17 protein-coding genes are annotated in these 21006 nt (G+C 61.4%); 6 read left to right on the top strand and 11 right to left on the bottom strand.

Translation table 11 applies throughout. From position 1 onward, the window contains the following. Positions 1–45: 45 nt before the first annotated feature. On the bottom strand, positions 46–726 hold the full coding sequence (locus ACEN93_RS02590) for a DUF3313 domain-containing protein (protein WP_103385289.1): 681 nt from the start codon (positions 724–726) through the stop codon (positions 46–48). 17 nt (positions 727–743) lie between these two features. Then, positions 744–1055: a hypothetical protein gene (locus tag ACEN93_RS02585; protein ID WP_074690604.1), complete on the bottom strand. Its 312-nt coding sequence runs from the start codon at positions 1053–1055 to the stop codon at positions 744–746. Positions 1056–1204: 149 nt separating this feature from the next. Here ACEN93_RS02585 and ACEN93_RS02580 point away from each other — a divergent pair, with 149 nt between their 5' ends. Both ACEN93_RS02580 and ACEN93_RS02575 read left to right on the top strand, forming a co-directional pair. Then, positions 1205–1930: a response regulator gene (locus ACEN93_RS02580; RefSeq protein ID WP_074690605.1), complete on the top strand. Its 726-nt coding sequence runs from the start codon at positions 1205–1207 to the stop codon at positions 1928–1930. Then, positions 1927–3258, top strand: coding sequence for an ATP-binding protein (locus tag ACEN93_RS02575; RefSeq protein ID WP_103385290.1), 1332 nt, complete (start codon positions 1927–1929; stop codon positions 3256–3258). Before ACEN93_RS02580 ends, ACEN93_RS02575 begins: the two co-directional genes overlap by 4 nt. 3 nt (positions 3259–3261) lie before the next feature. Here ACEN93_RS02575 and fdhE read toward each other — a convergent pair whose 3' ends face one another. Genes fdhE through fdnG form a run of 4 tightly spaced genes read right to left on the bottom strand, consistent with a single transcriptional unit; the run spans position 3262 to position 8857 of the window. Continuing rightward, the gene (gene fdhE / locus ACEN93_RS02570; protein ID WP_103385291.1) at positions 3262–4188 is read right to left on the bottom strand and encodes a formate dehydrogenase accessory protein FdhE; all 927 of its coding nucleotides are present in this window, start codon (positions 4186–4188) and stop codon (positions 3262–3264) included. Between the two features lie 3 nt (positions 4189–4191). Then, positions 4192–4845 (bottom strand): formate dehydrogenase subunit gamma, encoded by a 654-nt coding sequence (locus ACEN93_RS02565; RefSeq protein WP_085654089.1) that lies wholly within the window; start codon positions 4843–4845, stop codon positions 4192–4194. Then, complete coding sequence (fdxH, locus tag ACEN93_RS02560) at positions 4842–5777, bottom strand: formate dehydrogenase subunit beta (RefSeq protein WP_103385292.1); 936 nt, start codon at positions 5775–5777, stop codon at positions 4842–4844. Before fdxH ends, ACEN93_RS02565 begins: the two co-directional genes overlap by 4 nt. Before the next feature lie 14 nt (positions 5778–5791). Beyond that, positions 5792–8857, bottom strand: a complete 3066-nt coding sequence (gene fdnG, locus ACEN93_RS02555) for a formate dehydrogenase-N subunit alpha (RefSeq protein WP_146040470.1) — start codon at positions 8855–8857, stop codon at positions 5792–5794. Between the two features lie 233 nt (positions 8858–9090). Here fdnG and ACEN93_RS02550 point away from each other — a divergent pair, with 233 nt between their 5' ends. The 4 genes from ACEN93_RS02550 to ACEN93_RS02535 all read left to right on the top strand — a co-directional run bounded on the left by ACEN93_RS02550 (position 9091) and on the right by ACEN93_RS02535 (position 13319). Beyond that, positions 9091–10239 carry a MalY/PatB family protein gene (locus ACEN93_RS02550; protein ID WP_103385294.1) on the top strand — a complete coding sequence of 383 codons (1149 nt, stop codon included), beginning with the start codon at positions 9091–9093 and terminating at the stop codon, positions 10237–10239. Positions 10240–10334: 95 nt separating this feature from the next. Beyond that, positions 10335–11192: a glucose 1-dehydrogenase gene (locus ACEN93_RS02545; RefSeq protein ID WP_039768357.1), complete on the top strand. Its 858-nt coding sequence runs from the start codon at positions 10335–10337 to the stop codon at positions 11190–11192. Between the two features lie 90 nt (positions 11193–11282). Then, entirely contained in the window at positions 11283–11894 is a 612-nt protein-coding gene (locus tag ACEN93_RS02540; protein WP_011334107.1) for a Yip1 family protein, read from the top strand. Positions 11895–11942: 48 nt separating this feature from the next. After that, entirely contained in the window at positions 11943–13319 is a 1377-nt protein-coding gene (locus ACEN93_RS02535) for a cation:proton antiporter (protein WP_052266547.1), read from the top strand. Positions 13320–13330: 11 nt separating this feature from the next. Here ACEN93_RS02535 and ACEN93_RS02530 read toward each other — a convergent pair whose 3' ends face one another. The 5 genes from ACEN93_RS02530 to ACEN93_RS02510 form a co-directional block, all read right to left on the bottom strand. Further along, positions 13331–13867: a hypothetical protein gene (locus ACEN93_RS02530; protein ID WP_039768355.1), complete on the bottom strand. Its 537-nt coding sequence runs from the start codon at positions 13865–13867 to the stop codon at positions 13331–13333. A 54-nt stretch (positions 13868–13921) separates the two neighbouring features. After that, positions 13922–15862, bottom strand: coding sequence for a hybrid sensor histidine kinase/response regulator (locus ACEN93_RS02525; RefSeq protein ID WP_074690614.1), 1941 nt, complete (start codon positions 15860–15862; stop codon positions 13922–13924). A 98-nt stretch (positions 15863–15960) separates the two neighbouring features. Continuing rightward, on the bottom strand, positions 15961–16869 hold the full coding sequence (locus tag ACEN93_RS02520; protein ID WP_039768351.1) for a zeta toxin family protein: 909 nt from the start codon (positions 16867–16869) through the stop codon (positions 15961–15963). A 165-nt stretch (positions 16870–17034) separates the two neighbouring features. After that, complete coding sequence (locus tag ACEN93_RS02515) at positions 17035–19320, bottom strand: ATP-dependent DNA helicase (protein ID WP_495610996.1); 2286 nt, start codon at positions 19318–19320, stop codon at positions 17035–17037. Beyond that, positions 19317–20969: a VRR-NUC domain-containing protein gene (locus ACEN93_RS02510; protein WP_495610995.1), complete on the bottom strand. Its 1653-nt coding sequence runs from the start codon at positions 20967–20969 to the stop codon at positions 19317–19319. Before ACEN93_RS02510 ends, ACEN93_RS02515 begins: the two co-directional genes overlap by 4 nt. Positions 20970–21006 lie beyond the last annotated feature (37 nt).

The following is a 21006-nucleotide window of genomic DNA, read 5'->3' as shown; positions in this document are numbered from 1 at the left end:
CTCCCGAAATCGAAATACGCCTGATGATGTTAGACCACCCTGCTTCTAGCGCAGCGCGGCCCGCTGAACCGGCACATAGGTTTGACTCAAGTCCGTCGCCCAGCCATCGAGCACGGCTTTCACGTTATCGGGCGTCATGACCTGTTTGTCGTTCTCCAGCGGCACGCCCTTGCCCTTGCGCACCACCTCGGCCACGACTTCCCCGGTCGAACCGTCCTCGAAGGACACTTCCGTGGCGATTTCACTGTCGCGGTCACGAATGCCGGTGGCGCTGCTCACCCCGGCCGCGACCAGCGTCACCGGCAGCCATTCATAAAAGCGCAGGCCCTGAGTGCTGGCGGAGACCTGGGTGATGGCCGGTTTGACGATCAGCGTGTCCGGGCCGGGCTTCGACGCCAGCGGCAGCACCTTGCCCAGTTCCAGCCTGAGGGCTGCGTCGTAGTAGTGGGTCACGCCCGACAAGGTGCTTTGGGGAATGCGCTGAGAAGGCTCGAACCGTGGATAGAACTGGCTCGGCGCCAGGTAAACCTGGGTGTAACGCCCCCTCATCAGTGTCGGGCTGACCCAGCTCAGAATCTTCTGCCCCGAAGCGGTCTGCCCTTCCTTGAGCACGCTGTAATCCCGTAGAAACCCGGCCTGCGGCTCGGTCGCAAGCTTCTTGCTGCTGCACGCCGACAGGCTGAGGGTGGCGGCAAACAACACGGCCAGTGAGCGATGGCTAGTCATCGATGGTGTTTCCTTGTTCAGGCGTGGACGTGGCTGTGCGGGGTGTTGTCGGAGCACTCGATGCGCAACTGGCCGTGGGTCATGATCCATTGGATGAATTCGGCGGTGGGAATCGAGTGGAGGTATTCGACCCAATGGGCCTCGGTCGGGCTGAACCGTTCGAAATAGCGGCGCAGGATCAACTGACTCTGATCGTTGGCCAGCCCCAGGCACGTCTCCTGGAACAGGATCGGCGTGTCCGGGCCCGGTGCGGTGGTGCGCTGGGTCAGGATCAACGGGCGCACGGCGCCATGGTCCCGGGTGATGTAGCCGCTGTTCATGTCCTTCATGTTGAGCCCCCTTGGTTGGAAGGCGTGCAGAGTGCCTGCGGATGTTTGCCCGACGATGTCCGGCTGATGTCCGCGCTGAAGGAATGTTGCAGGATTGAAATATATGACCGGCGCATCGAAATGGTTTTAGATGCGCTTCTTTTGGGTTCATGGATTGCGCAAACGTGAGCAGATTGCTGATCGTCGATGACGACGGGGAAATTCTGTCCTTGCTGAAGAAATTCTTCGTTCAGCACGGTTATCAGGTCGATGTCGCCGCCCATGGCGAGGCCATGTGGGCGGCCATTGCGCAGGCGCGACCGGACACGATCATCCTCGACCTGATGCTGCCCGGCGAGGGTGGCCTGAGCCTGTGCCAGAAGGTCCGGGCGCAGATGGGCATCCCGATCATCATGCTCACGGCCATGGCCGAGCTGAGCGACCGCATTGTCGGCCTTGAACTGGGCGCCGACGACTACCTGACCAAACCCTTCGCCCCGCAGGAACTGCTGGCCCGGGTGCGCGCCCTGCAACGGCGGGTCGGTGAGAGCACGCCGTCCGGCGCCGAGCCTTCACGGCCGGTCATGGCCTTCGCCGGTTGGCATCTGGACATCACCTGCCGTGAACTGCGCTCGCCGGAGGGCGTGATGATTCCGATGTCCGCCGGCGAATTCGACCTGCTGCTGGTATTGCTCGAACATCCGCAACGCATCCTGACCCGCGAACAACTGATCGACCTGACCCACGGTCAGGGCCACGACGCCTATGACCGCAGCATCGACGTGCAGATCAGTCGGCTGCGACGCAAGATCGAACCGGACAGCAAACGTCCGGACCTGATCCGCACGGTTCGTAACGGCGGCTACATGTTCACTGCCAAGGTCAGCCGCTCATGATCGGCCGGATGCTGCGGCGCGACACCCTCAGCCGGCGGATTGCCCTGACAATCGTCGCGGCCATGCTCGCGTCGCTGCTGCTCAATGCGCTGTTCGTTCAGGTCGCGGGGATCTGGGCTCGGCCGCCGATCGAGCGCACCGGGCTGCTGGAACAGATTGCCGCCACCACGCGCGTGATCGAGGCAGCGCCGGCGGCTCTGCGCCCGCGACTGGCCAGTGCCGCCAGCAGCCCGATTCTTGAAGTGGTGTGGAAACCCCGTCGAGCCGACTTCGGTCTGCCGGGGGACGGCGAACAGGTCGAGGCCGGAAAAGTTCCGGCGCTGCGGCAGTTGCTCGGCGATGACCGACAGATCGACGTGTTCAACCCCGACGACTGGCCCGCCGGCAGCCCTCGCGCGCATTACATGGCGCTGGTGCGGCTGGCCGATGACAGCTGGCTGTCGTTCACGCCGCCGGAGCGCAGTTGGGGCTTGAGTTTGAACGTGCGGATTGCCGTGATCGTGGCTTTGGGATTGGTTGCCACGCTGCTGGTCGCCTGGCTCGCTACACGGCAACTGGCCCAGCCGTTACAGCGCTTTGCCCATGCGGCGCGGCGTTTCGGCGGGGACCTGAAAGCGCCGCCGATCCACCTCGAAGGCCCGCACGAGATCCGTCAGGCCATCGTCGCCTTCAACACGATGCAGGCGCAGATCCAGCATTTCATCGGCGAACGCACCCACATGCTCGCCGCCATCTCCCACGACTTGCGCGCCCCGCTGACCCGAATGCGCCTGCGCAGCGAGTTCATGGAAGACCTCGACCATCAGGGCAAGCTGATCCGTGACATCGAGGAAATGCAATCGATGATCAACGCCGCTCTGGCGTTCTTCCGGGAAGACACCCACCTGGAGCAATCCACCGCGTTCGATCTGTCGGAGTTGCTGCAAACCATCGTCGATGACTACCGCGATCAGCACCTCGACATCGGTTTCACCGGCCCGGCGCATGTGGTGTACGACGGCCGGCCGCTGGGCATCAAGCGGGTCATCGTCAATCTGCTGGATAACGCGGTGAAATACGCACAGCGTCCGAGCGTGGTGCTGAGCAGCAATGACACGTCGATTCGCATCGAGGTCATTGACGAGGGGCCGGGAATTCCCGAGGACGCGCTGGAGCGGGTGTTCGATCCGTTCTTCCGTCTCGATACTTCGCGCAACCGTGACACCGGTGGCGTAGGGCTCGGTCTCTCGGCGGCACGGGGAATCATTCGTGAACAGGGCGGCGAGCTGAGTCTGCGCAACCGTCGCAGTGGCGGCTTGCGCGCCCGGGTTGAATTGCCCCATCGCTGAGGCTTATTCGTCGCCGGGCGCCAGCAACAGATTAGGCGCCAGGCGCTGATAGCCGTCCTGAGCCAGGCGCATGTCGAGCAGCAGACTGCCCAGATCTGCCGACAGCGCCTCGCCCTCCCCGTCGTTTTCCAGATACAGCAACTTCAGGTAGCTGTTGCAGCCCGGACAGACTTCGGCGCGCAACGGCGCCTGATTGGCGGCGTGACGGTCATCCTCGAGGCTCAGGTATTCAAGCCCTTTGCTCTGCTCGCAATACACGCACTTGACCCGCACCACATGCCATTCGCAGGCGCACAGCGAACACACCAGATAACGCAGGCCATTGTGCTTGCCGCGATGGCGGATCACCCCGGCCATGGCCGGCGAACCGCAGGCCGGGCACTGGCTGAGGCTGTCGCCGGGTGTCAGTTGCAGGTTCGGCGCACTGAGCAGCCAGTGACTCCACGCCGCTTGCAGCGCCGCCCCGAGAAACGGCACCAGCGCCGCCGGCACCAGCGAATACTGGCCGCTGACCAGCGCCACGGCCCACGCGCGTAACTGGCCGGGACTGGCGATGCGCAGCGTGGTCACGGCCTCGCCCACCGCCGGTTGCTCAGGGGCGACATAACGCTGGAGCAAGGCCTCGAAATACAGCTGCCAGGTGTCCTCGCGAATCAAGGTTTCGGCAGCAAACGGTGGCATGCCGTGTTGCCGGCAGACTTCCAGCCGCTGTTCATCAAGCGGCGCGGTCGAGGGCGGATCATCGAGGATTTGCTGCTGGACCCGGCACAAACCGGCAATCAAGCGCAGGTAATCGGCCAGCGGATGCGCTTCGGCCAAACGCTCCAGACGCTGGGCCCGCAGCGTGAACAGGTTGTGCGGCGGCAGGTGCAGAAACGGCGGCGAACTGGCCGCTGCTTCGATTTCTCCGGGTTCAAGGATGGTTGGCAACTGTCAGCCCTTTTTCGTGACCGGTCGCTCCGGCGGATCTTTGCTCTCCACCTCGCGATACCAGAGTGCATGGTGTTTCCTGGCCCAGGCGCGGCTGACCCAGCCGTGCATCATTGCGTCCACCGAGCCCTTGATCCAGATCCCGGCATAGATGTGAACGATGATGCTCAGGATCAGCACAAACCCCGCCAGTGCGTGCAGCAACATCGCCCAGCGGATGGTGGTGATGCCGAAGTAATGACTGAAATACGCGCGCCAGATCACCAGCCCCGTGAACAGCAATCCGAGCATGCACAGCAGTAAAGTCCAGAACAGCAGCTTTTGCCCGGCGTTGTATTTGCCCACCGCCGGCACGGTTTCTTCATCGTTGACCAGCACCCGGTCAATGCGCCGCAGCCATTTCCAGTCGTTGTCGATGAAGAAGTTCGAGCGCCAGAAGCGAAACACCAGACCCAGGAAGAACACGAACATCAGCACGCCCATGAACGGGTGCAGGATCCGTGTCCACGGCCCGCCGCCGAACAGGTGGGTCAGCCAGAACATCGACGGATGAAACAGCGCCAGCCCCGACAGCCCGGCCATGAAGAACAGGATCGCCACCAGCCAGTGATTGGTGCGTTGGTTGGCGGTGTAGCGCAGGATCGTCTTGTTGCTCATGGCCGGCCCTCCCCGCGTGGGTCGAAGGTGTGCACCGCCGGATCGACGACGTGCACCGAGGTGTCGGGCGGATCTGGATGTTCATCTTCCTCGACCCGGTTCGGGCCGATCCGCACGTAATGGAAGAACCCGGCCAGCACCGCCGCGCCCATCGCCAGCAGACCCAGCGGTTTGCTGATGCCTTTCCACAAGCCCACCAGCGGACTGATCTCGGGGTTGTCCGGCAGGCCGGCGTAGATTTTCGGGGTGTCGGCGTGGTGCAGCACGTACATGACGTGGGTGCCGCCGACGCCTTGCGGGTCATACAGGCCGGCGTTGTCGAAGCCACGGCTTTTCAGGTCGACGATGCGTTCGGCGGCATGGGTTTTCATGTCGTCCTTGGTGCCGAACACGATGGCTCCGGTCGGGCAGGTTTTTACGCAGGCCGGTTCCAGACCCACCGCCACCCGGTCCGAACAGAGCGTGCATTTGTAGGCCTTATGGTCCTTCTGCGAAATGCGCGGGATGTTGAACGGGCAACCGGTGATGCAATAACCGCAGCCGATGCAGTGGTCCTGATCGAAATCGACGATGCCGTTGGCGTGCTTGATGATCGCGCCAGGGCTGGGGCACGCCGCCAGGCAACCGGGTTCGGCGCAGTGCATGCAGCCGTCCTTGCGGATCAGCCATTCGAGGTTGCCGACGTCGGTTTCGTGCTCGGTGAAGCGCATCAGCGTCCATGAATCGGCGCTCAAGTCCTGCGGATTGTCGTAGGTGCCGTGGTTGTGGCCCACCTCGTCGCGCAGCTCGTTCCATTCCGAGCATGCGACCTGGCAGGCCTTGCAGCCGATGCACTTGGTGGTGTCGATCAGCTTGGCCACCTGTTCCTGGCCGCGTATCGAAGGCGCCGGCGTGGTGGTGGCCGAGCGGGCAATGATGTCTTGGCTGGCCATCTAAAGATTCTCCATCAGAGCTTCTCCACGTTGACCAGGAATGACTTGGATTCCGGGGTCTGTGTATTGCCATCGCCGAGAAACGGCACCAGGGTGTTGGTCAGGTAACCGTGGCGCGTCAGGCCGGTGAAACCCCAGTGCAGCGGAATGCCGATCTGGTGCACCACCTGGTTGTTGACCTGCAACGGCCGGATCCTTTTGGTCACCACCGCCACCGCTTCAATGAACCCGCGCTTGCTGCTCACGCGAACCCGATCGCCAGCGGCGATGCCCTTCTCTTTGGCCAGCACTTCGCCGATTTCCACGAACTGCTCGGGTTGAGCAATCGCGTTCAACTTGCAGTGCTTGCTCCAGAAGTGGAAATGCTCGGTCAGCCGGTAGCTGGTGGCGGCGTACGGGTAATCCTTGGCCACGCCGAGGCTGTCCCACACCGAATCGAAGATCCGCGCCGCCGGGTTGCTGGTGGCTTTCTTGTTTTCCGGGTGCAGCGGGTTGATGCCGATCGGCGTTTCGAACGGCTCGTAGTGCTCGGGGAATGGCCCTTCGTTCATCTTGTCGACGGCGAAGAACCGCGCCACGCCTTCGGGGTTCATGATGAACGGGTTCATCCCGGCTTCCGGCGGCACGTCGGCCTTGTAGTCCGGAACATCGGTGCCGCTCCAGGCTTTGCCGTTCCACCAGACCAGGCGTTTTTTCGGATCCCACGGTTTGCCTGCGACATCTGCCGAGGCCCGGTTGTACAGAATCCGCCGGTTGGCCGGCCAGGCCCATGCCCAGCCTTGATGCTGATGCATGCCGTATGGGTCGTTGTTGTCGCGGCGGGCCATCTGGTTGCCGGCTTCGGTCCAGCTGCCGCAGAAAATCCAGCAGCCGGACGCAGTGCTGCCGTCATCCTTGAGCTGGGCGAACCCGGGCAGTTGCGAATTGCCCTTGATCGCCGCGCCGGTGGCGTCGGTGAAATCGGTGGTGGCGTAGCCGTTGATCTCTTTGGCGATCTCTTCCGGCGAGGGTTCTTCGGCGATCTTGTACGGCCACGACAGCTTCAACAGCGGATCGGCGAATTTGCCGCCCTCGGCCTGATAACGCTCTCGCAGGCGCAGGAACAGCGCGCTCATGATCTGCACGTCGGTGCGCGCCTCGCCCGGGCCGTCGGCACCTTTCCAGTGCCATTGCAGCCAGCGACTGCTGTTGACCAGCGAGCCGTCCTCTTCGGCAAAACACGTCGTTGGCAGGCGTATGACTTCGGTCTGGATGTCGGCGCTCTTCACATCGTTGAATGGCCCGACATGTTCCCAGAACTGCGAGGTTTCGGTGGCCAGCGGGTCCATCACCACCAGCCATTTCAGTTTGGCCAGCGCCGCCATCACCCGGTTCTTGTCCGGCAACGCGGCAATCGGGTTGAAGCCCTGGCACATGTAGCCGTTGACCTTGCCCTGCCCCATCAGATCGAACACCTTGAGGATGTCGTAGTTGGGGATGTCGAGTTTCGGCAAGTAGTGGTAGGCCCACTGGTTCTCGGCGGTGGCATTGGCGCCATACCAGGCTTTCATCAGGCTGACGTGGAACTTGCTGTAGTTCTGCCAGTAGGACAATTGCCCCGGCCGCAATGGAACCTGGGTGCGTTTATGGATGTAGGCCGCGTAATCCTGCTCGGCGTCGGTCGGCAAGGTCAGGTAACCCGGCAGCGCGTTGGACAGCAGACCAAGGTCGGTCAGGCCCTGAATGTTCGAGTGCCCGCGCAAGGCGTTGACCCCGCCGCCCGGCATGCCGACGTTGCCCAGCAACAGTTGCACCATCGCTGCGCTGCGGATGATCTGCGAGCCGATCGAGTGCTGGGTCCAGCCCAGCGCATAGAGAATGGTCATGGTCTTGCCCGGTGCCGAGCAAGTGGCGATTTCCTCCCAGATCTTTTTCATCGCATCGACCGGCATGCCGCAGATCTGGCTCGCCAGGTCGATGTTGTAGCGGCTGTAATGCTGCTTCATCAGTTGATAGACGCAGCGCGGGTCCTGCAGGGTCGGGTCGACTTTGACGAAGCCGTCATCCCCCAGCTCGTAACCCCAGGTGGATTTGTCGGTGTAGCTGCGTTTGGCCGCGTCGTAACCGGTGAAGAGCCCGTCCTCGAAGCCGAATCCAGCTCTGACGATGAACGATACGTCGGTGTAGTTGCGCACGTATTCGTGCTGGATCTTGTCCTCGGTCAGCAGGTAATTGATCAGCCCGCCCATGAACGCGATGTCGCTGCCGGTGCGAATCGGCGCGTAGTAATCGGCCACGGACGCGGTCCGGGTAAACCTCGGATCGACCACGATCAGCCGCGCGGCATTGTGCGCCTTGGCTTCGGTCACCCATTTGAAGCCGCAAGGGTGGGCTTCTGCTGCGTTGCCGCCCATCACCAGGATCAGATTCGCATTGGCGATATCGGTCCAGGTGTTGGTCATGGCTCCACGGCCGTACGTCGGGGCAAGACTTGCCACCGTCGGGCCGTGTCAGACACGCGCCTGGTTATCGAACCCCAGCATGCCGAGACTGCGAACCACCTTGTGGGTGATGTAACCCGCTTCGTTGGACGCTGCCGACGCCGCGAGGAATCCTGTAGTCAGCCAGCGATTGACTGTCTGGCCCTGGGCGTTCTGCTCGACGAAATTGGCATCGCGGTCGGCCTTCATCAGGTCGGCGACGCGGTCGAGGGCTTCGTCCCAGGTGATCCGGGTCCATTCGCTGCTGCCGGGCTTGCGCACCTGCGGGTACTGCAAGCGGCCGGGGCTGTGAATGAAGTCCAAAAGACCCGCGCCTTTCGGGCACAGGGTGCCGCGGTTGACCGGGTGGTCGGCGTCGCCCTCGATATGGATGATGTTTTGCGCAACGTTCTTCGCCGCATCGCCCTGGCTGTACATGATCAAGCCGCAACCGACCGAGCAGTACGGGCAGGTATTGCGGGTTTCATGGGTGTGGGCAAGCTTGAAGTGGCGCACCTGCTCGGCGAAGGCCTGCGTCGGGGCCATGCCCAACGCGCCCAGGCTAGAGCCTGCAAGGCCGATACCGGCGACCTTGAAGAACTGACGACGGCTGAGATCCATCGTGCACTCCTGATCAGGTGGAACCCGGTACTGGTGCCGGGTTTGTTCTGGACAATCACGGTTGCGGCACACGAGTGCCGACTTTTTCACTGTAGACAAAGCCTCTGCCGCCTGTGTGAAAACCGACCGTCGGCCGTTTGTCGGAGCATCACCTCCCACAGGTTTTGTGTGCTCCTTCAAGGGCATGGGCTTATCATGGCGGGCACGACCCATCTCCGCTTCAGAGACCGCGCATGACTTTCGATTTTGATCAGGTATTCGACCGCCACGACACCGGCAGCACCAAGTGGAGCCGCTACCCGGCCGACGTGTTGCCAATGTGGGTCGCTGACATGGATTTCGCCGCCCCGCCGGTGGTCATTGAGGCGCTGCACCAACGCCTGCTGCACCCATTGGTGGGCTACAGCGTGGCCCAGGACAATCTGCGCCAGGCCATCGTCGCCGACCTCTGGAACAAGTTCGCCTGGCGGGTCAAACCCCAGGAACTGATTTTCCTGCCGGGTGTGGAATCCGGGTTCAATATGGCGCTCAAGGCACTGGTGCAACCGCAGCAGAACGTCGTGGTGCAAACCCCGAATTATCCGCCGCTGCGCCATGCACCGGGTCATTGGGGCCTGAACAAGGTCGAACTGGAATTCGACGCCCAGGCCGACGGCAGCTACGCCACCCCGCTGGACGCACTGCGTGAATCCCTGACCGGTGGCGGCGCCCTGCTCCTGAGCAACCCGCACAACCCGATCGGCAAGGTCTTCGGCCGTGAAGAACTGCAAGCCGTAGCAGACATCTGCGTGGCGCAGGACGCCTGGATCATCTCCGACGAGATCCACGCCGAGTTGTGCTACGACGGTCGCGTGCACATTCCGACCGCGTCCCTGAGCCCGGAAATCGCCCGCCGCACCATCACCCTGATGTCGGCGAGCAAGGCCTACAACATCGCCGGCCTCAAGACTTCGTTCATGATCATCCAGGACGCGGCCCTGCGCGAGCGCGTCAACCACGCCCGCTGCGGCATGGTCGACAGCGTCAACCCGCTGGGCATGGAAGCCACCCGCGTGGCCTACAGCGAAGCCGGTCCGTGGCTTGAGGCGCTGAAGCAGTACCTGCAAGCCAACCGTGACTGGCTGGTGGACGCGGTGCGCAGCCGCTTGCCCGGCGTGACCCTCAATGTGCCGCAAGGCACGTATCTGGCCTGGCTCGATTGCTCGGCGCTGGATCTGGACGACCCGCAGAAGTTCTTCCTGGACCACGCTCGTGTCGGCCTCAGCCCGGGTCTGGACTTTGGCGACCACAGCCAGCAATTCGTGCGCCTGAACTTCGGTTGCCCGCGTTCGATGCTGGAAGAAGGCATTGCCCGGATGGAGCGAGCCCTCAAGTCCCGGTAATCACGTCAGGGCAAACCCAAGCGTCAATCCGATCGAACTCAGCGCAAACGGGCCGGGTCAACCGGCCTACTTGCCATGAGACCCGGAGATTGACGATGACCGACTATCCAAAACCCCCGTTCCCGAAACAGGCGCAACCGGTTCCCGGTTCGCAGCGCAAAATGGAGCCGTATCCTGATTGCGGCGAACAGAGCTACACCGGCTCCGGTCGGCTGGCCGGCAAGATTGCCTTGATCACCGGTGCCGACAGTGGCATCGGTCGGGCGGTGGCGATCGCCTTTGCCCGCGAAGGTGCCGATGTAGCAGTCGCCTATTTAAATGAACACGAAGACGCCAAGGAAACCGCGCGCTGGGTCGAACAGGCCGGCCGCCAGTGCCTGTTGCTGCCCGGTGACATTGCCCAGAAAGCCCAATGCCAGGCGTTGGTGGATCAAACCGTCGAGCGCTTCGGCCGAATCGACGTGCTGGTCAACAACGCGGCCTTCCAGATGACCCATGAAACCTTCGAGGAGATTCCTGACGATGAATGGGTGATGACCTTCGACGTCAACATCACCGCGATCTTCCGCCTGTGTCAGGCCGCCATCAAACACATGGGACCTGGCTCCTCCATCATCAACACCAGTTCGATCAACTCGGACATGCCCAAGCCCACCCTGCTCGCCTACGCCACCACCAAAGGCGCCATCGCCAATTTCACCGGTGGTCTGGCGCAAATGCTCGGCCCGAGGGAAATCCGCGTGAATTGCGTGGCACCGGGGCCGATCTGGACGCCGCTGATCGTCTCGACCATGCCCGATGAGGAAGTGCAGCATTTTGGCGAGCAAACACCACTGGGGCGTCCCGGCCAGCCAGTGGAGGTCGCGCCGATCTACGTACTGCTGGCGTCTGATGAAGCCAGCTACATCACCGGCCAGCGCTATGGCGTGACCGGCGGCAAACCGATGCTCTGAGCCGCTTGCCAGAAAAAGTGAACCGCTGGACACGGCGACCTCTCCATACCTTCATGGCCCGTTCGGGTTGCAAGAGATCAGGAGGTCGTCATGTCTGCGCCTATTATCAAACTCTTCACCCAGCCGAATTTTGCCTGGACCGACATCCGCCGCGAAGAAGAGGCACATCCGCGTCATTACCTTGCTCACCTGCTGTTACTGGCCCTCGTCCCGGCGGTGTGCCTGTTCATTGGCACCACGTATGTCGGCTGGAGCCTGGCAGTGGGTGAAACCGTGAGGCTCAGCAGTGCCAGCGCCTTGCAGCTGAGTGTCCTGCTCTACGTCACCATCGTGGTCGGCGTGGCGATCATCGGCGGATTCATTCGCTGGATGTCGCGCACCTTCGATGCCCGGCCGACGCTCAACCAGTGCATCGGTTTCGCGGCATACACCGTAACCCCGTTTTTCATCGCCGGTCTCGCCGGCCTGTATCCCAGCCGCTGGCTGGCGGTGCTGGTGCTCGGCGCAGCTTCGATCTATTCGACGTTTCTGCTGTTCGTCGGCCTGCCGACTTTCATGCACGAGCGCAAGGAACAGGGTTTGCTGTATTCGGCCAGTGTCTGGGGTGTCGCGCTGCTGGTGCTGGTGACGTTGTTGGTGTCGATGATCCTGCTGTGGTTCAACGTGCTGACGCCGGAATACCTGCGCACGACTGCGGGTTAGGCCCATCATGTCGGGGCGGCATCGAACTGACCTTACGGGCCGCGCGTCATGAGCTTCATCATCTGGGTGGCGGTGCTCGGTGCCGTGCTGCTGACCCTGGCGCTGACGTCGTCCTATCTTCGCTGGATGCCGGTGACGACTTCCGCTGTCTGTTTGCTGCTGGGGGTTGGCATCGGGCCGTCCGGGCTCGATCTGCTGAAACTGCCGCTGGACGAAGCCTCTTTGTGGATGGAACACCTGACTGAAGTCGCGGTGCTGTTTTCCCTGTTCGTCTGCGGTTTGAAGTTACGTTTGCCATTGCGCGACAAACGCTGGCGGATTGCATTCGGTCTGGCAGGTCCGGTGATGGTGCTGACGATCATTGGCGTCTGCCTGTTGCTGCATTTTGGCCTGAACCTGAATTGGGGCCCTTCGCTGTTGATCGGCGCGATTCTGGCTCCGACCGACCCGGTGCTCGCGGCGCTGGTGCAGGTTAACGATGCGCGGGACGTCGACAGCGTGCGTTTCGGCCTGTCCGGCGAGGCCGGGCTCAACGACGGCGTTGCATTTCCCTTCGTGATCCTCGGGCTGTTGCTGCTGCACGGTGAAGGGTTTGCCGCCGAGTGGCCCGACTGGGTACTGCGCAGCCTTTTGTGGGCGGTTCCGGCCGGGTTGCTTTGCGGCTACTGGATGGGCCGTGGCATTGGTCGACTGACCCTCTCGCTGCGTATCCGCAACGATGACAGCACCCTGAGCCCGAACGACTATCTGGCCCTGGCGTTGATTGCGCTGGCGTACGTCGTGGCTGAATCCATTGGTGGCTACGGCTTTCTGTCGGTATTCGCCGCCGGCCTCGGCTTGCGACAGGAGGAAGTCAAATCCACCGGCGCCCACCAACCACCCGCCGAGCATATGGTGCAACCGATTGTCGGTCATCAGAACGTCGAGCCGCAGCAGGCGGTGCACGGCGATACCGAGCGGCTGGAAGACAGTCAGGTGGCGGCCGGGATCATGATGGGCGACATGCTCGCGTTCGGCGGTCTGGTGGAACGGGCGATGGAGGTGTTTCTGGTCACGCTTCTGGGGGTAGTGCTGGTCAGTCACTGGGATTGGCGGGCGCTGCTGGTCGGCGGGGTATTGTTCTGTGTCATTCGCCCGGCCTGCGTAGCGTTGATGCCGTGGGGATCGCTGTTGGCCAGGCGCCAACGGTTATTGATCGGCTGGTTCGGCATTCGCGGCATCGGCAGTCTGTACTATCTCTTCTATGCGCTGAACCATGGGTTGGGCGACAGCGTGGCCACGCTGTGTACCGACCTGACCCTGTCGGTGGTGGCGCTGAGCATTCTGCTGCACGGCGTCAGCACCCAGCCGATCCTCGCCAGCTATGAGCGGCGCAAGAACAGAAACGGGCGAAAAAAGCCCGGCCATGATGACCGGGCTCGATAGCGGGGTGTCATTTATCCTCCCGGATTGGTCACCTGAATATAGAAGGCATAGCTGCCGAGCAACATCCAGAATGTGGCGAAAATCCACGGCGTACGAATGGAAAACAGCAATGACTTGCGATACCCCTTGTGGCTCGACTCCATTTCGCTGAATAACGGCGATTCGTCATAAGCCAGGCCCATCAGCGGTTCGCTGCGCAGCAGTTCACTCTGCTTGAAGTGCCAATGATCAATGATGTCGTAGGCGGCGCGAATCCCCGGCCAGGCGTTGAGCGAACTGAGCAGTCCGAGTAACGCCAGAAACGGCGGCACCACCAGGGTGAACAGCTTGCCCCATTCCGGGTTGAGGTTGGCCATGCAGGACGCAAAGGCAATCACCAGAAACGATTGTGCCGCCAGGTACGCGTCGGTGCGGTTGGCCAGGATGCTGGTTTCGTACTGGATTTCCCGACGGTAGAAATCCAGTCGCTCCTTGGGCGAACCGAACATCTTCGCGTTGTGTTCGGTCTGGATTTCTTCGGCGGTCGGTTGGGTCAGTATGCGAGGCACGGTACGAACGCTCCGAAAGGCAAAGCGTTTGGAGCCGCCCCGTCGCGGACAAGTTCAGCCGGATTCAGTCCCGGTTCGTTTCATCGTCTGGGCAATAATCGTTACAAGATTCATCTGATTGAACGGTTTCGACAGCCGTGGCAACCCCGCTGCGAAGCCTTCGAGGCGTTCGGCAAAGCCGGTGGCGAGAATGATCGGCAGATCCGGCTTGAGCAAACGCACGGCATGAGCCAGTTGCGCGCCGCTCATATGCGGCATGGCCATGTCGGTGATCATCAGGTCGATGACCTCTCCCTGGTCAAACAGCTCGAGCGCGTGGGTACCAGAGGCGGCGCTGATCACCCGATGGCCAAGGTCTTCCAGCAGCAGGACGGTGCTGGTACGCACCAGACTGTCATCATCCACCACCAGCACGCTGAGGCGCGGCACTGTAACGGTGGACACCATCGTGCCGGACGATTGGGTCGCGACTCCGTCGATGGCGACCGGTAACCAGAGCTCAGCAGTGGTGCCCTGCCCCTTGATACTTTTCAGAATGAACCGGCCGCCCAGTTGTTCGATGAAGCCATGGACCATCGACAATCCCAGGCCGGTGCCCTTGCCCAAACCCTTGGTGGTGAAAAACGGATCGGTTGCCGACGCCAGCGTATCAGCGTCCATGCCTTCCCCGGTATCGGTCACCCGCAGACAGACATAACGCCCGGCCGCGAGCGTCGAATCGTTTTGTTCGATGACCACTTCAGGTTCCGCGCTGATGGTGACGCTGCCGCCCTCGGGCATGGCGTCGCGGGCGTTGGTGGCGAGGTTGAGCACCGCCAGTTCGAGCTGATTGCTGTCGGCCAGCACCGCTTGCAGGTCTTCGGGAAACTGCGTTTCGATGCGGATCCCGGGCCCGAGTGAGCTGCGCAACAACCCGGTGATGCCCTGCACCAGTTTCGGGATATCGATCGGTTCGGTCTTGAGCTCCTGCCGCCGGGCAAAGGCCAGCATGCGTTGGGTCAGCGATACGCCGCGCAATGCTCCCTGAGTGGCGTTTTCCAGCAGGCGGCTGACTTTCGGGTCGTCGCCCATACGTTTGCGCACGATTTCCAGGTTGCCGAGGATCACCGTCAGCAAGTTGTTGAAGTCGTGGGCGATACCTCCGCTCAACTGACCGATGGCCTGCATTTTCTGCGCCTGGAACAGCGCTTCACGGGTTTTCTCCAGTGCCTGTTGCGCCTCGGTGGCTTCGGTCACGTCCCTGGTGATCTTGGCGAAACCCAGCAAGGTGCCGGTCTCGCCACGGATCGCATCGACCACCACATGCGCCAGAAACCGCGTACCGTCCTTGCGCAGACGCCAGCTCTTGTTTTCGAAACGGCCCTCGCGCGCAGCAGTTTCCAGAGCGCGCTGGGGTTCGCCGATCTCACGATCTTCAGGGGTGTAGAACATCGAAAAGTGCTGGCCGATGACCTCTTCCGGCCTGTAGCCCTTGATCCGCTGCGCACCAGGGTTCCAGTTGGACACGCGGCCGTCCGGGCTGAGCATGTAGATCGCGTAGTCGCTGACGCCCTGAACCAGCAGGCGAAACTGCTGTTCGCTCTGCTTGAGGGTTTCTTCGGCCATCTTGCGGTCGGTCAGGTCGCGGGTGATCTTGGCAAACCCGAGCAGTTGCCCGCTCGGGCTGAAAATTGGATCGATCACCACGTGGCACCAGAAATGCGTGCCATCCTTGCGTACCCGCCAGCCCTCACCCTCGAACCGGCCTTCGCGGATCGCCGTGTCCAGCGCCCGCTGCGGCATACCGTTGGCGCGATCTTCGTCGGTGTAGAACCTTGAAAAGTGCTCGCCAAGGATCTCGGCTTCTTCGTAACCCTTGAAGCGTTTGGCGCCGGAGTTCCAGCTGGTGATGATGCCTTCGGGGTCGATCATGTAGATCGCGTAATCGACCACCGCATCGATCAGCAAACGAAAACGCATGTCTTCGATTGCAGCGGACTTCTTGTTATCGCTCATCAGGCTTGGCTCGAAACAGATCTTCAATAACCCGAGTATGCGGCAAACCAGCGGAATGGAAAGGCGCAATAGCACCTCATGTCCGAACCTCGGCTCGCTCAACGTTGAACATATTTGGCGATCCGTGCATAAAGTGCATCGAAAAGAAAGTCCGGTACCTGCATTGCATACTGCGCAGCCTTGTGCAGGGCGAGATGACTCTCCTTGATCACCTCGTGACGTTCGCTGTCGCTGTTGAGCGATTTGCCGATGATGCGCTCATAGGCGCTGTAGCTGAACGGCGTGGATGTTGAGGTAACGGAGAGCTTGTTCTGCATATCTCGAGCATACAAGCTGTGCGCACGCACGACACGCTCCCTCATGGCCCCAAAACCTCGTTCGTAAAGGAACACCTGTGAGCCGCCGACTCTTTTGGCCGCAGCGTCGAGCGCGTAGATCACTGCGTGGGCATTTCCAAAACTGGATTTCAGTTCCGAAGGTCGGACAAAACGTTCGAGCTCGCCTTTCTCCAGGCTTTTGAACCCTCTCTGGACGCCGGAAATAAATGCGAACGGATAGTTGCAGGCCACGATGTGAACCTCAAGCCTGTAACCGGCGTTGGCCATGTAGTCAGGCAGAGTCGCAAACTCGATACTGTCGAACGCGCATTCGAAAATGATGTTGAGCTTTTGCTCAAAAGCCCGTTCAAAGATTTTCCTGCTCAAATCACGAATGAAGTCATTCGTATGTTCGTAGGCGTGCAACGTGCCCAGCTTGATCATCTCCTGGTATTGCGGATGCTTCTCCCGATACTCCGGCAGATACAGACGGACGTAATTTTTATAGAGGCCGGAAGGAAGCAGTTGTTTTTCCAGCAGGTAGGTTTTCCCCGAGCTTTGCACTCCGGCTGTCACCAGGATAGTGGGTGTGAGCTGTGCAGTGATTCCGGCGAACAGGGTTGTGCTGATGTCATTGAAGGCTGAAGTGACCTGCTCGGAGGTATACGTATAAGTGTGGGTAGCGGACATATATTGATTTCCTTATCAAATATCGCGAGAGACCGAGATCCGGCTTACTGAATAAAGACTGAAGTTCGCGATTTATCAAAGGGGGTTTTTCACAAGATATGTCGCTGTTTTATAAGGAAATATGTCCTACAAGTCCAAGTAAAATCCCCTCAAGTCGCACTGACGTTATCCCGCAACATCGCCAACCGGATTCTCACTGCTCAACGACCACCAGAACGGCAATAATTGCTTGATTCGGCTTTCGGCAAAACGATCATCGATCAGCATCACCACGCCGCGATCCTGCTGGGTACGGATCACCCGCCCGGCAGCCTGCACCACTTTCTGCACGCCTGGGAAAAGATAGGTGTAGTCGTAGCCCGCACCGAAGATCGCTGCCATACGGCGCTTCATCTGTTCATTGACCGGATTGAGCTGTGCCAGCCCGAGGGTGGCGATGAACGCGCCGATCAGCCGCGCGCCGGGCAGATCGATGCCCTCACCGAAGGCGCCGCCGAGCACGGCAAAACCGACGCCCTGGCTGTCGGCGGTGAATTGATCGAGAAAGTCCTGCCGCGCGCCTTCGGTCATGCCTCGGGATTGCTGCCAGCGGGTGATGTGTGGGTGCCGCTCGGCGAGCAACTGCGCGACCTGTTGCAGGTAATCGAAGCTGCTGAAGAACGCCAGGTAGTTGCCCGGACGTTCACTGAACTGGCGGGCGATCAGCTCGACAATCGGTTCCAGCGATGCTTGCCGGTGCGTGAAACGCGTGGAAATCCGGCTGACGATCTGCACCTGCAATTGTTCGGCGCTGAACGGCGACTCGACGTCGATCCAGACCGTGTCGGCCGGGGTGCCGAGCAAATCCGCGTAATAGTGGCGCGGGCTGAGGGTGGCGGAAAACAGCACGCTGCTGCGCGCCGCCGTCAGGCGCGGGCCGATGAACGCCGCCGGCACCACGTTGCGCAGGCACAGTTGTGATAACGGGCGTTTGCGTTCGAGATCGCGTTTGCTGATGTCGAACAGATAATGCGCGTCGAACAGTTCCGCCACCCGGCCGAATTGCAGCATTTCGAAGTAGAAGTTCTGCAGTCCGCTGTCGAGCCCTTGCGGGTGATCGTTGAGGTAGTCGCCGATGCTCGCCGTGCAGGATGAGAGCGCCTGCAACAGTTTTTCCGGCGCCTTGTCGTAGGCCTGATACGGCGCGAACTGGTCATTGTGCAGCGCGTTCCATTCACGATTGACCCGTTGCAAAGACTTTTTCAGGACCTCGGGCGCGGTTTTGCGCACGCTGCCCAGTGTCGCCTGATCGAGAGTGGCGCTGTACATCTGCCGCCCGCGCTCGACCAGGTTGTGCGACTCGTCCACCAACACCGCAACGTTCCATTGATTGAACTGCGCGAGACCGAACAGCAGCGCGCTGAAATCGAAGTAATAGTTGTAGTCCGCCACCACCACGTCGGCCCAGCGGGCCATTTCCTGGCTCAGGTAATACGGACACACCCCGTGCCGCGCCGCGACGTCCCGCAGTGCGGCCTGATCCAGCAGGCGCAATTGGCTGGCAGCCTCACGGGCGGCGGGTAAACGGTCGTAAAAGCCCTGGGCCAACGGGCAGGATTCACCGTGACAGGCCTTGTCCGGGTGTTCGCAGGCCTTGTCCCGGGCGACCATTTCCAGCACCCGCAGGGGCAAGGTTTCGCTGTGATCGAACAGCACTTGCGCTGCATCCAGCGCCAGTTTGCGTCCGGGCGTCTTGGCGGTGAGGAAGTAGACCTTGTCCAGTTGCTGCGGCGCCAACGCCTTGAGCATCGGAAACAGGGTGCCGAGGGTCTTGCCGATCCCGGTCGGGGCCTGGGCCATCAGGCAGCGCCCGGTGCTGACGGCTTTGAACACCGATTCGGCGAGGTGACGCTGGCCGGGGCGAAACGTGGCATGGGGAAAACCCAGCTGCTGCGCCGCCCGGTTGCGCGCTTCGCGGTGGGCCATTTCCTGTTCGGCCCACGCGAGGAACAAACCGCACTGCTGTTCGAAGAACTGTCGCAGCGCATCAGCGCTGAACGCCTCGACCAAGCAGGTTTCCTTTTCCGTGACGATGTCGAAATACACCAGCGCCAGATTGATCTGCTCAAGCTGCAATCGGCAGCACATCAACCAGCCGTAAATCTTCGCCTGGGCCCAATGCAACGAACGGTGATTGGCCGGTTGCTTGCCCAGGTCGCCACGGTAGGTTTTGACCTCTTCCAGGCAGTTCTGCGTCGGGTCGTAGCCGTCCGCCCTGCCCTTGACCTTCAATGGCCCGAATGCGCCCTCCAGCGCCACTTCGCTCTGGTAGGCGTCGTTGCGCCGGGACGCCACGGTGCGATGCCCGGCAATCCCCTCCAGCGCGGTCGGTGACGGGGTGAAGCGCAAGTCGAGGTCACCGGTTTTCGCGGTGAATTCGCACAATGCCCGCACGGCGATGCTGTAGCTCAAGCGCCCTGCTCCGCCCATTGCACGTAACACACGGCGACCGGCATCCGGTGCGTGTGGCAGAACTCCAGCCAGCGCAATTGATTGTCTTGCAGCCGATCGCCCGGGCCTTTGACTTCGATCATCCGGTAGGTCCTGTGCTGCGGCCAGAACTGGATCAGGTCGGGCATGCCGGCGCGATTGGCCTTGATGTCCAGCAGCAGACGGCTGAACCAGTGCTTGAGGTGTTCGGCCGGCAGACAAGCCAAAGCTTGCTCCAGCAGTTCTTCATTGAGCGCGCCCCAGAACACGAACGGCGACTGCACACCCCATTTGGTGGTGAACCGCGCGCGGATGGTGTCTGCATAACGGCCATCGTCGAGCTCGGCCAGACAGGCCTGAAACAGCTCGGCGCGACGGAACTGGAAGTCCTCGTTGAGCAGATCCACCGGCCCGCGCTGGAACGGGTGAAAGAACGCGCCCGGCAGCGGCGCGAAGATCGCCGGCCAGCACAGCAGGCCGAACAGTGAGTTGATCAGGCTGTTTTCCACGTAATGCACCGGGCCCGTTTCGTCGTGCAAGTGCGCTTGGACGTGATATTCCACCGACAATGCCGGATCGATACGCGGCAGGTGCAGATCCAGCCGCTCCACCAGGCTAGGCGCCGTGCGTTTGATCGGTGGCCCGCCGAGCTTGCGTCGCAAACGCGGCAACACCCGTTGCAGGCCCTGCTGTTCGGTAGCGGTTTCCGGCGCCTGCTCGGCAATGACCGCCAGTTCGAGAGCCAACGCATATTCGGCGCTGCGCTCCAGCACGCGGATCATCCGCAATCGCGCGCCGGGATAGGCGCAGTCGCGATAGATCTTCAGCGCCAGGGCGAATTCGCCGAGGCGCTCGCAGTATTGGCCGATCTGGAACAACAGCTTGCCGCGCCGGCGTTGCAGCCACGGGTTATCGAAATGCAGCGCCGCGACTTGTTCGACGATCGGTTCCAGCGGCTCGCCGGCTTCGAAATACAGCTGGCAATCGTGCAGAAACAGGCAGGCATCGACGTCGGCACGGCTGCGCAAGCCCCGGGAATCGGCGCAGAATTCGACTTTTTCATAAGTGAAGATGCCAAGATCGGCGAGCACGAATTCCGACCAGTCCTGATAGAGATTGCCGAAGAACATCAGGCGAAAACGGTCGCACAGGTCCATCAGCGTCAGGCTGAACAGCCGATCCGCCAGCGCCGGGCACCATTGCACGAAACTGCGGGGCTCGGGGAATTGTTCGTGCAGCTGCGGCAACCAGTCGACTTTCTTGCCTCGGGGCTGGTCGATGGCCGGGCCGAAGGCTTGCAGGATCTCGGCCTTGAGCAACACCTCGAACAGTTCCGCCATCGACAACGGCGCCTGTTCATGGAGCCAGCCATGCTCCAGCAGCGGTTGCGCCGCCTCGGCGATGTCGCCGATTTCCGTGTAATTCAGCTTGCTGGCCCGGAAATGTACACCCTTTCGCATCACCATACGCACCAGCAGGCCCTGGGACGGACGCGGCAGCGCCTTGAACTCGCGAATGAAGGCATGTTCCGTTTCGCTCATGACATCGGCATAGCGAAGCTCAAGCCAATCAAGCACCTGGCGGAAGTTGTTGAGGTAATAGAACGGATCGTCGAGGGGATTGGCAGTCACGGTAATTTCGGGGCCATGGCAAGCGAGTACTGGTTAT

It is taken from the genome of Pseudomonas sp. Pseusp21, from assembly GCF_059492145.1.
This window is presented reverse-complemented; position numbering and strand designations above follow the sequence as displayed.

Coding starts and splice junctions, on each gene's coding strand:
- ACEN93_RS02590 (WP_103385289.1), bottom strand. CDS start 726: ATGACTAGCCATCGCTCACTGGCCGTGTTGTTTGCCGCCACCCTCAGC.
- ACEN93_RS02585 (WP_074690604.1), bottom strand. CDS start 1,055: ATGAAGGACATGAACAGCGGCTACATCACCCGGGACCATGGCGCCGTG.
- ACEN93_RS02580 (WP_074690605.1), top strand. CDS start 1,205: ATGGATTGCGCAAACGTGAGCAGATTGCTGATCGTCGATGACGACGGG.
- ACEN93_RS02575 (WP_103385290.1), top strand. CDS start 1,927: ATGATCGGCCGGATGCTGCGGCGCGACACCCTCAGCCGGCGGATTGCC.
- ACEN93_RS02565 (WP_085654089.1), bottom strand. CDS start 4,845: ATGAGCAACAAGACGATCCTGCGCTACACCGCCAACCAACGCACCAAT.
- fdxH (WP_103385292.1), bottom strand. CDS start 5,777: ATGGCCAGCCAAGACATCATTGCCCGCTCGGCCACCACCACGCCGGCG.
- ACEN93_RS02550 (WP_103385294.1), top strand. CDS start 9,091: ATGACTTTCGATTTTGATCAGGTATTCGACCGCCACGACACCGGCAGC.
- ACEN93_RS02545 (WP_039768357.1), top strand. CDS start 10,335: ATGACCGACTATCCAAAACCCCCGTTCCCGAAACAGGCGCAACCGGTT.
- ACEN93_RS02540 (WP_011334107.1), top strand. CDS start 11,283: ATGTCTGCGCCTATTATCAAACTCTTCACCCAGCCGAATTTTGCCTGG.
- ACEN93_RS02535 (WP_052266547.1), top strand. CDS start 11,943: ATGAGCTTCATCATCTGGGTGGCGGTGCTCGGTGCCGTGCTGCTGACC.
- ACEN93_RS02525 (WP_074690614.1), bottom strand. CDS start 15,862: ATGAGCGATAACAAGAAGTCCGCTGCAATCGAAGACATGCGTTTTCGT.
- ACEN93_RS02520 (WP_039768351.1), bottom strand. CDS start 16,869: ATGTCCGCTACCCACACTTATACGTATACCTCCGAGCAGGTCACTTCA.